Here is a 13,566-nt window from a genome sequence, read left to right on the forward strand (position 1 = left end):
CGGCAGGGAAACACCCGGTTACTTTCCGAACCCGGAAGTTAAGCCTGCCAGCGCCGATGGTACTGCACCGGGGACGGTGTGGGAGAGTAGGACACCGCCGGACAATCTTTATAGGAAGGGCCACCCCCTAGGGGGTGGCCCTTCCGCATTTCCAGGCCCTTTTGATTTCCAGACTCCCCTTTTTTTCTGCCGGGGTTGCTGGTGGGTGTGTGTGTGTGTGTGGGTTTCAGCCCCGGCCGATGACGGCCGGGGCTTTCGCATATCCAGAGGCACATCCAGAGCGCAGGGGCGGGGGCGGCGTCACAAGGGACGGTGGGTGGCGTCCAGCGACGGTGGGGGTCTCAAGGGGCGGCGGTGGGCCAGGCCGATGCCGAGGCCGACTGAGGCCGACCTAGGCCGATATGAGGCCGAGGTGAGGCCGACCATGCTGGGCGTGAGCGTCGGGGGAGCGGAGCGGGCGGGAGGGAGGACCGCAGCGAAGGCCCAGCGGAGCGGGCTTCGCGAGGACCGGAGCTTCCGGCCGGCGCAGTGACCAACCCCCACCACACCCCGAGGCCCCCCACCCACACCCCGAGGCCCCCCACCCACACCCCGAGGCCCCCCACCCCAACACGCGCCCCAACCACCCAGTCCCCGTCCACGTTCCAGAGTCTCGATCCCCGCGACCCGGTGTCCCTCACGCCGTCCATGTCCCAGGTTTCCGTTCGGCCGGGGCGGGGGTGGGATGGCTAGGGTTACGGGAGTGACCGAGGAAATCATCCGGTTGTTGGCCCGACATCTGCCCGGCTACGAGGTCGGCAGCGTCAAGCGGTTGGGCGAGGGACAGGACAATGCGGCGTACGAGGTCAACGGTGAGTTGGTCGTACGGCAGAGCAAGATTGACGAGGCGGCCGGCCGTGGGGAAGCGGTGCGGCGGGAGGCGGCGTTGCTGGCTGCCGTGGCCGAGTTGTGTCCGGTGCCCGTGCCGCAGCCGGTCTTCGTGGACGAGGTGGCGGGCGTGCTGGCGTACGGCAAGCTGCCGGGCCGTCCGCTGAACCTGCACGCGGTCAGGGAGCCGATGCGCCTGGCGGCTCCTTTGGGCGGTTTCCTCAGCCGGCTCCACGCGGCCCCGGTGGAGCGGATGGAAACGTTGGTGCCGCGGGACATCTATCCGCTGAGTGAGCTGCTGGAGGAGGCCGAGGGCCATTACGGGGAGGTCGTGGCTCACGTGCCGTCGGCCGCTCGGCGGATGGTCGAGGACTTTCTCGGTAACCCGGCCCCGGCGGGGCCCGGCGTGCCGGCGTTCTGCCACAACGACCTGGGCGCCGAGCATGTGCTGGCGGACGCCGAGACGAGCACCGTGACGGGAGTCATCGACTGGACCGACGCGGCCATCGCCGATCCCGCGTACGATCTCGCGCTCGTCTACCGGGATCTCGGTCCGGAGGTTTTCGAGCGGACACTGGCGCACTATCACGGGCGTCTCGACGACGCCGGACGTGCACGTGTCCTTTTCTACGCCCGATGCGCGCTGCTGGAGGACGTCGCGTATGGCCTGCGCTCGGGTGTCCTGTCATACGCGGACGCCGGACTGGCGCATCTCGCGCGCACCTTCTGCTGACGCGCACCTTCTGCTGACGCGCACCTTCTCGTGACGCGCACCTTCTCGTGACGCGCGTCCCCCTGAGACAGCGATCAACCGGTGACCAGGCGGTACCCCACGCCGCGGACGGTCTGGATCATCGTGTCCTCCACGTCGCCGAGCCGGGCGCGCAGGCGTTTGACGTGTACGGCGATGGTGTTGGTCGACATCCCGTCGGTCGAGTGCCAGACGTTGCGCATGATCTGCTCGCGAGTGACCGTTCTGTCGGCATTGCGCATCAGGTAGTGCAGCAGCTCGAACTCACGCAACGGCAGGTGCACCACGCGTCCGCCGACCTTCACCTGGTATGCCGTGACGTCGAGCTCCACGTCGCCGATCGTGAGCACGGTCCGGTGGCCGTCCTGCCGGCGGAAGGCCGCGTGGACCAGGGGGAGCAGCTCGGGCACGCGGTACGGCCTGGCCACGCAGGCCGTCGCGCCCGCCTCCAGGGCCTGCAGCGCCTGCCCGGCGTCGCCGCCGAAGTCGATGCCGAGCAGGACGGGCACGGATCGTGCGAGCCGTACGGCGCGGACGAAGTCGACGGGTCCGACGATGGGGAGGGAGGCGCAGATCAGCACGGCGTCGGGCCGGAGCGCCCCGGCCTGCAGCAGCGCCTGGGCGCCGTCCGGTACGCCGGTCACGTCGACGCCCTCGGCCTGCATGGCGGCCGAGAGCTGTCGCACCAGACCCGCGTCCGGATCGGCCACCAGGAGCATGGGCGCCGTCCGAGTGTCCCCCTCCACTGCGGGTGCCGTCACCCGGGTCCCTCCAATGCTGTCAGCCGGAAGCGGTCGTCACCCGAAGCGGCCCGTGATGTAGTCCTCGGTCGCCTTCTCGGCCGGATTGGTGAAGATCTTCGAGGTCTCGTCCATCTCGACGAGCTTGCCGGGCTGCCCCTGCGCGGCCAGGTTGAAGAACGCGGTCCTGTCGCTGACCCGGGCGGCCTGCTGCATGTTGTGGGTCACGATCACGATCGTGTAGTCCTGCTTGAGCTGCGAGATCAGGTCCTCGATCGCCAACGTCGAGATCGGGTCCAGAGCCGAGCACGGCTCGTCCATGAGCAGCACCTGCGGGCGTACGGCGATCGCGCGGGCGATGCACAGGCGCTGCTGCTGACCGCCGGACAGGCCCGCGCCGGGCTTGTTCAGCCGGTCCTTGACCTCGTTCCAGAGGTTGGCGCCCTTGAGCGACTCCTCGACGACGCTCTCCAGCTCCGACCGCGAGTGGCGGCCGTTGAGCCGCAGGCCCGCCGCCACGTTGTCGAAGATGGACATCGTGGGGAAGGGGTTCGGCCGCTGGAACACCATGCCGATGGTCCGCCGGACCGACACGGGGTCGACGTCGGCGCCGTACAGGTCCTGCTCCTCCAGGCGCACCTTGCCCACGACCCGTGCGCCGGGGATGACCTCGTGCATCCGGTTGAGGGTCCGCAGGAACGTCGACTTCCCGCAGCCGGACGGGCCGATGAAGGCCGTCACCGACCGCGGCTCGATGGTCATCGAGATGCCCTCGATCGCCTTGTGCGAGCCGTAGTAGGCGTCGAGGCCCGCGACCTCGATCTGCTTGGCCATTCCTTACCTCCTCCTCGCGGGCGAACGCCACCAGGTGATGAGGCGTGCGACCAGGTTGAGCAGCATGACGATCAGGATCAGCGTGAGCGCGCCGGTCCAGGCCCGGTCGATCGCGGTGTCCGTGGGGCGACCGGCCTGATCGAAGACGTACAGCGGGAGCCCCATCTGCGGCCCGTTGAACGGGTCGTTGTTGATGGAGTCGGTGATGAAGACGGTCAGCAGCAGCGGCGCGGTCTCGCCGGCGACGCGGGCGACGGCGAGCATCACGCCGGTCACGATGCCGGTGAACGCCGTGGGCAGTACGACCTTGACGATGGTGCGCCACTTGGGCACGCCCAGCGCGTACGACGCCTCGCGCAGCTCCCCGGGCACCAGGCGGAGCATCTCCTCGGCGGACCTGACCACGACCGGCATCATCAGGATCGACAGGGCGAGCGCGCCGGCGAAGCCGGAGAACGGCATGCCGAGCACGAGGATCCAGAAGGCCAGGACGAAGAGCCCGGAAACCACGGAAGGGACGCCGGTCATGACGTCCACGAAGAAGCTGATCGTGCGGGACAACCGCCCTCCCTCGCCGTACTCGACGAGGTAGACGGCGGTGAGCAGGCCGATCGGGACCGCGATGAGCGACGCGAGCAGGACCTGTTCGAGCGTCCCGATGATGGCGTGGTAGGCGCCGCCGCCGGCGTCGCGCGCCCCGATGTTGCGCATGGAGTGGGTGAGGAACTCCATGTCGAGGCGGCCGATGCCGTTCTTGACGACGAGCCACAGCACCGACACCAGCGGGATGACCGCGAGCGCGAACGCCAGGTAGACGAGCACCTGGACGAGCCGGTCCTTGACTCGCCGGACGGCGGAGATGGGCTGGATTCCGGTCTGTACGGTCACGCTGCGGCCCTCGCGTACTCCTTGCGGCGGGCGATGACGAAGCGGGCGGCCATGTTCACCAGCAGGGTGATGAGGAACAGGACGAGACCCGAGGCGATCAGCGCGCCGCGGCCCACCTCGGTCGCCTCGCCGAAGCCGTTGGCGATGTTGGCGGCGATGCTGTTGCCGTACGGGCCGAGGATCTGGAACGTGATCTTGAACGTCGCGGGGAAGATGAGCGCGACCGCGATGGTCTCGCCCATCGCGCGGCCGAGGCCCAGCATGGCGGCGCTGATGACGCCGGGCCGGCCGAACGGCAGGACCGACATCCTGATCATCTCCCAGCGCGTCGCGCCGAGCGCCAGCGCGGCCTCTTCCTGCATCTTGGGGGCCTGCAGGAAGACCTCGCGGGAGATCGCCGCGATGATCGGCAGGATCATGATCGCGAGCACCAGCGACGCGGTGAGCATGCTCTTGCCGACCACGGTGTCACCGCCGAACAGCGGGATCCAGCCGAGGTAGTCGTTGAGGAACTTCGACGGGCCGAGCATGAACGGCACGAGGAAGGCGACGCCCCACAGGCCGTACACCACGCTGGGGACCGCCGCGAGGAGGTCCACCACGTAGCCCAGGAAGGAGGCGAGCCGCCGGGGCGCGTAGTGCGAGATGAACAGCGCGACGCCGACCGCCACGGGGGTGGCGATGACCAGCGCGAGCAGCGAGCTCAGCACGGTGCCGAAGGCGAGTGCCCCGATGCCGAAGACCGGCTCGGTGGCGTTCGGCTGCCAGGTCAGCTCGGTGAGGAAGTGGGATGTGTTCGCCTGGAGGGCGGGGACGGCCTTGACGACCAGGAACACCCCGATCGCGGCCATGATCGCCAGAAGGACGACACCGGCCCCGGTCGAGGCGAAGCGGAACGGGCCGTCGCCGCGGCTGCGCCGGAAGGCGGACCGGCGCATGGCCGGCCCGCTCTCCCTGGTTCTGGTTGACGTCGTCATCTGCTAGGAGATCGCCTCGACCGCGGTGCGGACCTTGGTGAGCAGGCTCGACGGCAGCGGGGCGTAGCCCAGGCTGGTCAGCGCCTGCTGGCCCTCGTCGCTGGAGGTGTAGGTGAGGAACGACTTGACCAGCTTCGCGTCCTCGGCCGCCAGGCCCTTCTCACAGGTGATCTCGTACGTGACGAGCACGATCGGGTAGGCGCCCGCGGCGCTGGTGGCGTAGTCGATCTTCAGCTTGAGGTCGTTGCCGGTGCCCTCGATCTGGGCGGCCTCGACGGTCTTGCCCGCGCTCTCCGGCGTGAGCTCGACGAACTCGCCCGAGCCGTTGGCGACCTTGGCCTTCTGGAGCTGGGAGTTCTCGGCGAAGGACAGCTCGACGTAGCTGATCGCGCCCTCGGTGCTCTTGACGCTGGAGGCGATGCCGTCCGAGCCCTTCGAACCCTGGCCCTGCGCCTCGGCCGGCCACGCCTTCGCGGGCTCGTACGGCCAGTCAGCGGTGGCCGCGAGGAACTTGGTGAAGTTGTCGCTGGTGCCCGACTCGTCCGAGCGGTGGAACGCCTGGATGGCGGTCGAGGGCAGCTTGGCGTCGGGGTTGTCCGCCTTGATGGCCGGGTCGTCCCACTTGGTGATCTTGCTGTTGAAGATGCCGCCGATGGTCTTCGGCGAGAGCTGCAGGCCGTCCACGCCCGGCAGGTTGTAGACGACGGCCACCGGACCGGTCACCATCGGCAGGTTGATCGCCTTGCCGGTCTTGCAGCGGGCGTCGGCCTGGGCGGGCTCGCCCTTGTCCTCCTTCAGGGCCGAGTCGGAGCCGGCGAACGCCACGGTGCCCTGGATGAACGCCTGGACGCCGGCGCCGGAGCCGCTCGGGTTGTAGTTGATGCTGACGCCGGGGTTCGACGACTGGAAGTTCTTCTTCCACTCCGCGATGGCGTTCGCCTGGGCCGATGAGCCGGCGGCGTTGATGGTGCCCTGAAGGGTGTCGTCGCCCTGTGCGGGAGCGGCGGCGCTGGAGGTGCCCCCCGCCGTGCTCGTGTTGTCATCGGTCCCGCATGCGGCGAGCGAGAGCACGCCGGCGATGGTGGCGGCGGCGAGCCGGCCTGCATACTTCACGGTTGTTCCTCCCCTTGTCTTCTCAACATCAGGGACGGTAGGGAGCCAAGGTGACCTAAAACCTTGGTAAAGGTGAACGCGCAATGAACGCCCCCGGTCGCTCTCGTACGACTCCTCAAGAGATAACGAGCAGGTCACGGGCGTTATGGGAGAGGATTGAGTTCATGAAGCGTGTATGTCTGGTCTGCATGGGGAACATCTGCCGATCGCCCATGGCCGAGGTCGTGCTGCGCCGTACGCTGGCCGAACGCGGGCTCGACGTGGAGGTGGACAGTGCCGGGACCGGAGGCTGGCACGCGGGGAAGCCGATGGACGAGCGGGCCCTGGCCACGCTGGCCGACCACGGGTACGACGGATCGTCCCACCGGGCCCGGCAGTTCGACCGGGCGTGGTTCGCCGAGCGCGACCTCGTCCTCGTGATGGACCGCGACAACCTGCGCGCCATACGGCGGATCGCGCCGCCGGACGCCGACGTGCGGCTGCTGCGGTCGTTCGACCCCGCCGCCCCCGAGGGCGCCGAGGTGCCCGATCCCTACTACGGCGGGCGGCAGGGCTTCGTCGAGGTGCTGCGCATGGTCGAGGCGGCGTGCGAAGGGGTGGCCAAGTACCTTGAGGATCACTAGGAACCTCGGCGGCGGGCACGCCTGGACGCTGCACGAGGGCGTGCTCGACGACGGCCGCCGGGTGTTCGTCAAGAGGAGTGCGGCCGCGTCCGCGGTGCTGGAGAGTGAGGCGGCGGGGCTGCGCTGGCTGGCCGAGCCGGGAGCGGTGGCCGTCCCCGAGGTGATCGCCGCGGACGGCGGCGCGCTGGTGCTGGAGTGGATCGACGCCGCCCCCGCGACGGCGGTGGCCGCCGAGCGGTTCGGCCGGTCGCTCGCGGCGCTGCACGCCGCCGGCGCCGCGGACTTCGGCGCTCCCTGGCCCGGCTACATCGCCGAGCTCGCGATGGGCAACGAGCCCGCGCCGGACTGGCCCTCGTTCTACGTCTCCCGCCGGGTGCTTCCGTTCGTACGGCTCGCGCGCGACCGCGGCGCGCTGTCGGCCGCCGACGTGGAGCTGGTCGAGGAGGCGTGCGACCGGGTGACGGAGATCGCCGGGCCGGCCGAGCCGCCGAGCCGGATCCACGGCGACCTGTGGAGCGGGAACCTGCTGTGGTCCGCGGACGGGGTCGTGCTCGTCGACCCGGCCGCCCACGGCGGCCACAGGGAGACCGACCTCGCGATGCTGGCGCTGTTCGGGGCGCCGCACCTCAACACGATCCTCGCCGCCTACCGCGAGGCGGCGCCCCTCGCGGACGGCTGGCGTGAGCGCGTGCCCCTGCACCAGCTCCACCCGCTGGCCGTCCACGTCTGCCTGTTCGGCGAGGCGTACCGCGGCAGCCTTCTCACCGCCGCGGGCGACGTCCTCGCCTTGTGACGCTCACCGATAGGAGGCGTGAGGGGACAGGCGCTTGAGGACCTCGTCGTGGAGAAGGCCGTTGGTGCACACGAGATTGCCGCCCTCGAGCGGCGGGGTGCCGTCGAGGGAGGTGCAGGAGCCGCCGGCCTCCTCGACGATGATCGTGAGGGCGGCCATGTCCCACGGGCTCAGCTCGGGCTCGGCGGAGATGTCCACCGCGCCCTCGGCGACCATCATGTGCGACCAGAAGTCACCGTAGCCGCGGGTGCGCCAGCACTCCCTGGTGAGACCGAGGAACGGGTCGAGCCGCCCGGCCTTCTCCCATTCCTCCAGGTCGGAGAAGGAGAAGGAGGCGTCGTCGAGGCGGCCGACCGAGGACACCTCGCAGCGCGTCGCCTTGCTCATGTTGCGCCCGGTCCACGCGCCGCTCTCCTTGGCGGCCCACCAGCGGCGGCCGAGCGCCGGGGCCGAGACCACGCCCACGACGACCTTGCCGTGCTCCATCAGCGCGATCAGCGTGGCCCACACGGGGACCCCGCGCACGTAGTTCTTCGTGCCGTCGATCGGGTCGACGATCCAGGAGCGCATGCCGTACCCGGTCATGCCGAACTCCTCGCCGACGACGGCGTCGCGGGGGCGCGCACGGCGCAGCGTGCCGCGGATGGCCTCCTCCACGGCCCGGTCGGCGTCGCTGACCGGGGTGAGGTCGGGCTTGGTGTCGACCTTGAGGTCCACGGCCTTGAAACGGCGCATCGTCATGTCGTCGGCGGCGTCCGCCAGCAGATGCGCGAGGTGCAGGTCGTCGCGGTACTCCGTCACAGGCCCAACGTATCGTGCCCCGACCTGGTCACATCAGAGGATGGATCGCCCCGAACCGTACCTGCCGGTAACATCCCGGCCATGGACATCGGCGCCTTCATGCTCGACAGCGTTCCTTTCGCGCGGCTGCTCGGCATCACGTTCGACTCGATCGGCACCGGTGCGGCGGTCGCGCGCCTGGCCGATCGGGGAGACCTGCACAACCACGTGGGCGGCCCGCACGCCGGCGCCCTGTTCACGCTGGCGGAGACCGCCTCGGGGGCGGCCATGCTGTCGGCCTTCGGCGACCAGCTGTCCCGGGCCGTGCCGCTGGCCACCGAGGCGGCGATCCGCTACCTCAAGCTCGCCAAGGGCGAGGTCACGGCGGCCGCCACTCTGCGGGCCGAGCGGGAGGCGGTCGTCGCCCGGCTGGACGCGGGGGAGCGGCCCGAGTTCGAGGTGGGCGTCGAGATCCGCGACGCCGACGACGTCGTCGTCTCGGAGATGACCGTCTCCTGGACCCTGCGCCCCAACCGCCGGAGCTGAGGCGTCACCCGGCGAGGACGTCGTCCGGGGAGGAGCGCGCGAGCGCGGCGAGGGTGGCGAGGGCGCTTTCCAGCGTGTGCGCGGGCGGTGAGGCGAGGCCGAGGCGGACGGCGTTCGGCGTGCGGTGGTCGCCGACGGCGAAGGCGGCCGCCGGAGTGACGGCGATGCCGTGCCGCGCCGCGGCGGCCACGAACGTGTCGGCCCGCCACGGCGGCGGGAGCTCCCACCAGCAGTAGTAGGACCGCGGGTCGGCGCGGACGGCGAACTCGCCCAGGTGACGCGCCGCGATCTCCTGCCGGGCCTCGGCGTCCCGCCGCTTGCCCCGGCTGAGCGCTCCCACCACGCCGTCACCGGCCAGCCGGACCGCCGCCTCCAGCGCGAAGCGCGGCGGCGCCGCGCCCATCGAGTGCAGCGCCGCGGTCACGCCGGAGGTCGCGGCCTCCGGTACGACCGCGAACCCGACGGTCAGCCCGGGCGCGAGCCGCTTGGACAGGCTGTCGACGAGGATCGTGCGCTCGGGCGCCACGGCGGCGAGCGGGGGCAGGTCGTCCCGGAGGAACGACCAGATGCCGTCCTCGATCGCGGGCACGTCCAGCCGCGCGAGCACGGCCGCGAGCGCGGCGCGGCGCTCCACCGGCATGCTGGCCGACAACGGGTTGTGCAGCGTCGGCTGGAGATAGACGGCTTTGAGCGGAGCCCCGCGCGCGGCGGTCTCCACGGCCTCGGGAACCAGGCCCGCGTCGTCGACCGGCAGGGGGACGAGGGTGACCCCGAGCCGGGTGGCGATCGTCTTCACGACGGGGTAGGTGAGCTCCTCGACGCCCAGCCGCGTGCCCGGCGGGACCAGCGCGGCGACGACGGCCGCGATCGCCTGGCGTCCGTTGCCCGCGAAGAGCACCCGTGCCGGGTCCGGGCGCCAGCCCGGGCGGGCGAGCAGGTCCGCGACGACCTCGCGGGCGACGGGGGTGCCCGCCGCGCCCACCGGCCGCATGGAGGCCTCCAGCACGTCCGGGCGCAGCAGTCGCCTGATGCCGTCCCCGAGCAGACGGGCCTGCTCGGGGATGACGGGATAGTTGAGCTCGAGGTCCACCCCGCTGCCGCTCGGTTCGGCCAGGGCGGTCCCCGGGCGCCGGGCGGAGGCGCGTACGAAGGTGCCGCGGCCGACCTCGCCGACCGTGAGGCCGCGGCGGGTCAGCTCCGCGTAGACGCGCGCCGCGGTGGAGCCGGCGATGCCGCGCCGGCGGGCGAAGTCCCGCTGCGGAGGCAGCCGGTCTCCCGGCCTGAGCCGCCCGGCCGCGATGTCGGCGGCCACCTCGTCCGCCAGCTCCCGGTAGCTCTCCACCGCCGCCTCCTCTCCGTGCCACGGTGACGCATTCAAACACGACATTGCTCCGAGAACAATATGAATTATTGCCCTGATAACGCGAGGAGGATTAGCCTGATAAAGCCGTCCGGACCGGTGCGAATGACCTGCCAAGAGAAAGCGATATCGATGGTCGAACCCCACGCGGTCCTGGGCGTCGTGTCCGTGGCGCTCGGAATGGTGCTGTCCCCGGGTCCGAACATGATGTATCTGGTCTCCCGCAGCATCAGCCAGGGACGCCGGGCCGGAATCATCTCGTTGAGCGGAGTCGTCGCGGGATTCCTCGCCTACCTGACGGCGGCGAATCTCGGGTTGGCCGTGCTGTTCGCCGCCGTACCGGAGGTCCTCGCCGCGATCCGGCTGGCCGGGGCGGGTTACCTGATGTGGCTCGCCTGGAAGACGATCAGGCCGGGCGGTGCGTCGGTGTTCACCGTGCGGGAGGTGCCGGACGATTCACCGCTCCGGCTGTTCACCATGGGACTGATGACGAACCTGCTCAATCCGAAGATAGCCATTCTGTATATCTCCGTCATTCCGCAGTTCGTCGATCTCGGCGCGGGACACGTGCTGGTCCAGGGTGTCGTTCTCGGCCTCTTCCAGATCGCGGTGGCCTCGACGGTGAACCTGTCGATCGTGCTGGCCGCCGGAAGCGTCGCGGGTTTTCTGGCGCAGCGGCCGGCGTGGCTGCGGGCCCAGCGGATCGCCATGGGGAGCCTGCTCGGAGTGCTCGCCGTGACACTGGCTCTCGGCGGTGGCGGCGTGTTCTGACGTCCCGGTCGCCGGGACTGCTTCACTGCCGCCTGGGCGACGCCCGGATCGGCGGACTTCAGTCCTCGTCGGCGGAGCCCTCGCGGCTGGCGAGCAGTCGCCGCAGGGACTCCAGCCGCGTGGGATCGGCGTGCCCCTCCGCGACGTAGCGGTCGAGGGCGCACTCGTCGCCGAGGTGGGTGCAGCCCTTGGGGCAGCCGGCCGTGGCGTCCACCAGGTCGGGGAAGGCGGCGAGGACGGTCTCCACCGAGATGTGCGCGAGCCCGAAGCTGCGTACGCCGGGGGTGTCGATGATCCAGCCGCCCTCCGGCAGTTCGAGGGCGACCGCGGAGGTGGAGGTGTGCCTGCCGCGCCCGGTGACGGCGTTCACGTGGGACACGGCCCGGCGGGCGTGCGGAACCAGCGCGTTCACCAGGGTCGACTTGCCGACCCCCGAGTGGCCGACGAGCACGCTGATCCGGTCCCCGAGTGCCTCGCCCAGGTCGTCGAGCGGGCCGCCCTTGCGGACGACGACGTACGGCACGCCGAGGGGTTCGTACAGCGCCACGAGGTCGGCGGCGGGCGCCAGGTCGGCCTTGGTGAGGCACAGCAGCGGCTCGACGTCGGCGTCGTAGGCCGCGACGAGCATCCGGTCGATCATCCGGGGGCGCGGCGGGGGGGCGGCGAGCGCGGTGACGATGACCAGTTGGTCGGCGTTGGCGACGATGGGACGCTCGATGTCGTCGACGTCGTCGGCGCTGCGGCGCAGCATCGAGGTGCGCTCCTCCACGCGGACGATGCGCGCCAGCGTGTCGGGCTGCCCGGTGACGTCACCCACCAGCGCCACGCGGTCGCCCACGACGATGCCCTTGCGGCCGAGCTCGCGGGCCTTCATCGCCACGACGAGCGTCCGCTCGCCCTTCCGCTTCTTGGGCGTGGCGGAGCGGGGGACGCCCTCGCCCACCAGACAGGTGTAACGCCCGCGGTCGACGGCCACCACGAAGCCCTCGACCGCCTCGCTGTGGGCAGGCCGGATCCGCGTCCGGGGCCGTGAGCCCTTGCCCGGCCTGACCCTGACGTCGTCCTCGTCGTACTGCCGCTTTCTCAGTGCCCGCGCCCTTCGGAGTGCACCGACCCCGGGTGATCCCCGCTGCCCAGCATCGCGGTCCACATGCGGGGGAACTCGGGCAGCGTCTTGCCGGTCGTGGCGATGTCCTCGACCTCGACGCCCGGCACGACCAGGCCGATGACCGCGCCCGCCGTGGCCATGCGGTGGTCGGCGTACGAGTGGAAGACGCCGCCGGTCAGCGGCCGGGGGTGGATCTCCAGGCCGTCGTCGGTCTCCCGGGCGTCGCCGCCCAGCCGGTTGATCTCCGTGGCGAGGGCGGTGATCCGGTCGGTCTCGTGCCCCCGGATGTGCGCCACGCCCCGGATGCGGGACGGCCCGTCGGCCAGCGCGGCCAGCGCGGCGATCGTGGGAGTGAGCTCGCTGACGTCGTGCAGGTCGGCGTCGATGCCGCGCACCCTGCCTTCGCCGGTCACCCGCAGGCCCTCCGGCACCCGCTCGACCCGCGCGCCCATCTCGGCGAGCAGCCCGCGAAGCGCGTCGCCGCCCTGCGTCGTCTCCTCCGGCCAGTCCGGGACGACGACCGAACCCCCGGTGACCAGGGCCGCAGCCAGGAAGGGCGCGGCGTTGGACAGGTCGGGCTCGACCGTGACGTCCCTGGCCCGGATCGGGCCGGGCTGCACCCGCCACACGTCGCGCTCGGAGTCGTCCACCTCGACCCCCGCCTGGCGCAGCATCTGCACCGTCATCTCGATGTGCGGCATCGACGGGACGGGCGGGCCGCTGTGCCGTACGGTCACGCCCTTCTCGAAGCGCGCGGCGGCCAGCAGCAGGCCGGAGACCATCTGCGAGGAGACCGAGGCGTCGAGGGTGACCTCGCCGCCCGGGATCGGACCGCGGATCGTGAACGGCAGCGCGTCGTTGTCCACCGACGCGCCGAGCGCCCGCAGCGCGCCCAGGATCGGGCCCATCGGCCGCTTGCGCGCGTGCGCGTCGCCGTCGAAGAAGACCGGCCCGTCGGCCAGCGCGGCGACCGGGGGCACAAAGCGCATCACGGTCCCGGCGAGCCCGACGTCGACCGACGCCCCGCCGCGCACGGGATGAGGGATCACCGACCAGTCCACGCTGTCGGCGCTCTCGTTGGACGGCGTCATCTCGGCGCCGAGCGAGCGCAGCGCCGCCGCCATCAGGTCGGCGTCGCGGCTGCGCAGCGCGAGCCGTACGGTGCCGGGGGCGTCGGCCAGCGCGGCGAGCAGCAGCGCGCGGTTGGTCACCGACTTGGAGCCGGGCAGGCGGACCGTCGCACGGACCGGCTCGGCGGCCACCGGGGCGGGCCAGAGCGGTGCGGCGGCGTTCTGGTGGACGGCGTGCGGCTCGGCGCCGCCGGACGCGGACTGCGGAGAGGCCATGTCCGCAAGCTTAGTGTGCGCGTGCGCGCCCGGGCCGTCTCGGAGAACGCGTACAGCCCCTGTAAGTGG

At 71.2% G+C, this 13,566-nt stretch carries 14 protein-coding genes and 1 rRNA gene; 6 read left to right on the forward strand and 9 right to left on the reverse strand.

The window, feature by feature from the left end:
• Window positions 1-103: ribosomal RNA gene (rrf, locus tag HHX30_RS36050) — 5S ribosomal RNA — on the forward strand; the annotation flags it as partial.
• A gap of 639 nt (window positions 104-742) precedes the next feature.
• Window positions 743-1,600, forward strand: a complete 858-nt coding sequence (locus HHX30_RS36055; protein ID WP_211593213.1) for a phosphotransferase — start codon at window positions 743-745, stop codon at window positions 1,598-1,600.
• Between the two features lie 74 nt (window positions 1,601-1,674).
• On the opposite strand, the gene HHX30_RS36060 is transcribed toward HHX30_RS36055, so the two are convergent.
• Genes HHX30_RS36060 through pstS form a run of 5 tightly spaced genes read right to left on the reverse strand, consistent with a single transcriptional unit; the run spans window position 1,675 to window position 6,170 of the window.
• Entirely contained in the window at window positions 1,675-2,379 is a 705-nt protein-coding gene (locus tag HHX30_RS36060) for a response regulator transcription factor (protein WP_310742358.1), read from the reverse strand.
• Window positions 2,380-2,415: 36 nt separating this feature from the next.
• Entirely contained in the window at window positions 2,416-3,192 is a 777-nt protein-coding gene (gene pstB / locus HHX30_RS36065) for a phosphate ABC transporter ATP-binding protein PstB (protein WP_169988112.1), read from the reverse strand.
• Between the two features lie 3 nt (window positions 3,193-3,195).
• On the reverse strand, window positions 3,196-4,080 hold the full coding sequence (gene pstA / locus HHX30_RS36070; RefSeq protein WP_169988114.1) for a phosphate ABC transporter permease PstA: 885 nt from the start codon (window positions 4,078-4,080) through the stop codon (window positions 3,196-3,198).
• Entirely contained in the window at window positions 4,077-5,057 is a 981-nt protein-coding gene (gene pstC / locus HHX30_RS36075) for a phosphate ABC transporter permease subunit PstC (protein ID WP_169988116.1), read from the reverse strand. Before pstC ends, pstA begins: the two co-directional genes overlap by 4 nt.
• A 3-nt stretch (window positions 5,058-5,060) precedes the next feature.
• Window positions 5,061-6,170 carry a phosphate ABC transporter substrate-binding protein PstS gene (pstS, locus tag HHX30_RS36080; RefSeq protein WP_169988117.1) on the reverse strand — a complete coding sequence of 370 codons (1,110 nt, stop codon included), beginning with the start codon at window positions 6,168-6,170 and terminating at the stop codon, window positions 5,061-5,063.
• 164 nt (window positions 6,171-6,334) lie between these two features.
• On the opposite strand from pstS, the gene HHX30_RS36085 reads away from it, so the two are divergent.
• Window positions 6,335-6,793 carry a low molecular weight protein-tyrosine-phosphatase gene (locus HHX30_RS36085; RefSeq protein WP_169988119.1) on the forward strand — a complete coding sequence of 153 codons (459 nt, stop codon included), beginning with the start codon at window positions 6,335-6,337 and terminating at the stop codon, window positions 6,791-6,793.
• Window positions 6,780-7,586: a fructosamine kinase family protein gene (locus HHX30_RS36090; RefSeq protein WP_169988121.1), complete on the forward strand. Its 807-nt coding sequence runs from the start codon at window positions 6,780-6,782 to the stop codon at window positions 7,584-7,586. Before HHX30_RS36085 ends, HHX30_RS36090 begins: the two co-directional genes overlap by 14 nt.
• A 3-nt stretch (window positions 7,587-7,589) precedes the next feature.
• Here HHX30_RS36090 and hisN read toward each other — a convergent pair whose 3' ends face one another.
• Window positions 7,590-8,387 carry a histidinol-phosphatase gene (hisN, locus tag HHX30_RS36095; protein WP_169988123.1) on the reverse strand — a complete coding sequence of 266 codons (798 nt, stop codon included), beginning with the start codon at window positions 8,385-8,387 and terminating at the stop codon, window positions 7,590-7,592.
• An 81-nt stretch (window positions 8,388-8,468) separates the two neighbouring features.
• Between hisN and HHX30_RS36100 the strand changes: the two genes are divergently transcribed.
• The gene (locus tag HHX30_RS36100) at window positions 8,469-8,912 is read left to right on the forward strand and encodes a DUF4442 domain-containing protein (protein ID WP_169988124.1); all 444 of its coding nucleotides are present in this window, start codon (window positions 8,469-8,471) and stop codon (window positions 8,910-8,912) included.
• Window positions 8,913-8,916: 4 nt separating this feature from the next.
• Here HHX30_RS36100 and HHX30_RS36105 read toward each other — a convergent pair whose 3' ends face one another.
• Complete coding sequence (locus HHX30_RS36105; protein WP_169988126.1) at window positions 8,917-10,254, reverse strand: PLP-dependent aminotransferase family protein; 1,338 nt, start codon at window positions 10,252-10,254, stop codon at window positions 8,917-8,919.
• Between the two features lie 150 nt (window positions 10,255-10,404).
• Between HHX30_RS36105 and HHX30_RS36110 the strand changes: the two genes are divergently transcribed.
• Window positions 10,405-11,043 carry a LysE family translocator gene (locus tag HHX30_RS36110; RefSeq protein ID WP_169988127.1) on the forward strand — a complete coding sequence of 213 codons (639 nt, stop codon included), beginning with the start codon at window positions 10,405-10,407 and terminating at the stop codon, window positions 11,041-11,043.
• Window positions 11,044-11,101: 58 nt separating this feature from the next.
• Here HHX30_RS36110 and rsgA read toward each other — a convergent pair whose 3' ends face one another.
• Both rsgA and aroA read right to left on the reverse strand, forming a co-directional pair.
• Complete coding sequence (rsgA, locus tag HHX30_RS36115; protein ID WP_169988279.1) at window positions 11,102-12,130, reverse strand: ribosome small subunit-dependent GTPase A; 1,029 nt, start codon at window positions 12,128-12,130, stop codon at window positions 11,102-11,104.
• Window positions 12,127-13,497 carry a 3-phosphoshikimate 1-carboxyvinyltransferase gene (aroA, locus tag HHX30_RS36120; RefSeq protein ID WP_169988129.1) on the reverse strand — a complete coding sequence of 457 codons (1,371 nt, stop codon included), beginning with the start codon at window positions 13,495-13,497 and terminating at the stop codon, window positions 12,127-12,129. The genes rsgA and aroA overlap by 4 nt, the downstream gene beginning before the upstream one ends.
• Window positions 13,498-13,566 lie beyond the last annotated feature (69 nt).

The sequence above is a fragment of the Microbispora sp. H10836 genome, from assembly GCF_012999525.1.
Taxonomy (GTDB): domain Bacteria; phylum Actinomycetota; class Actinomycetes; order Streptosporangiales; family Streptosporangiaceae; genus Microbispora.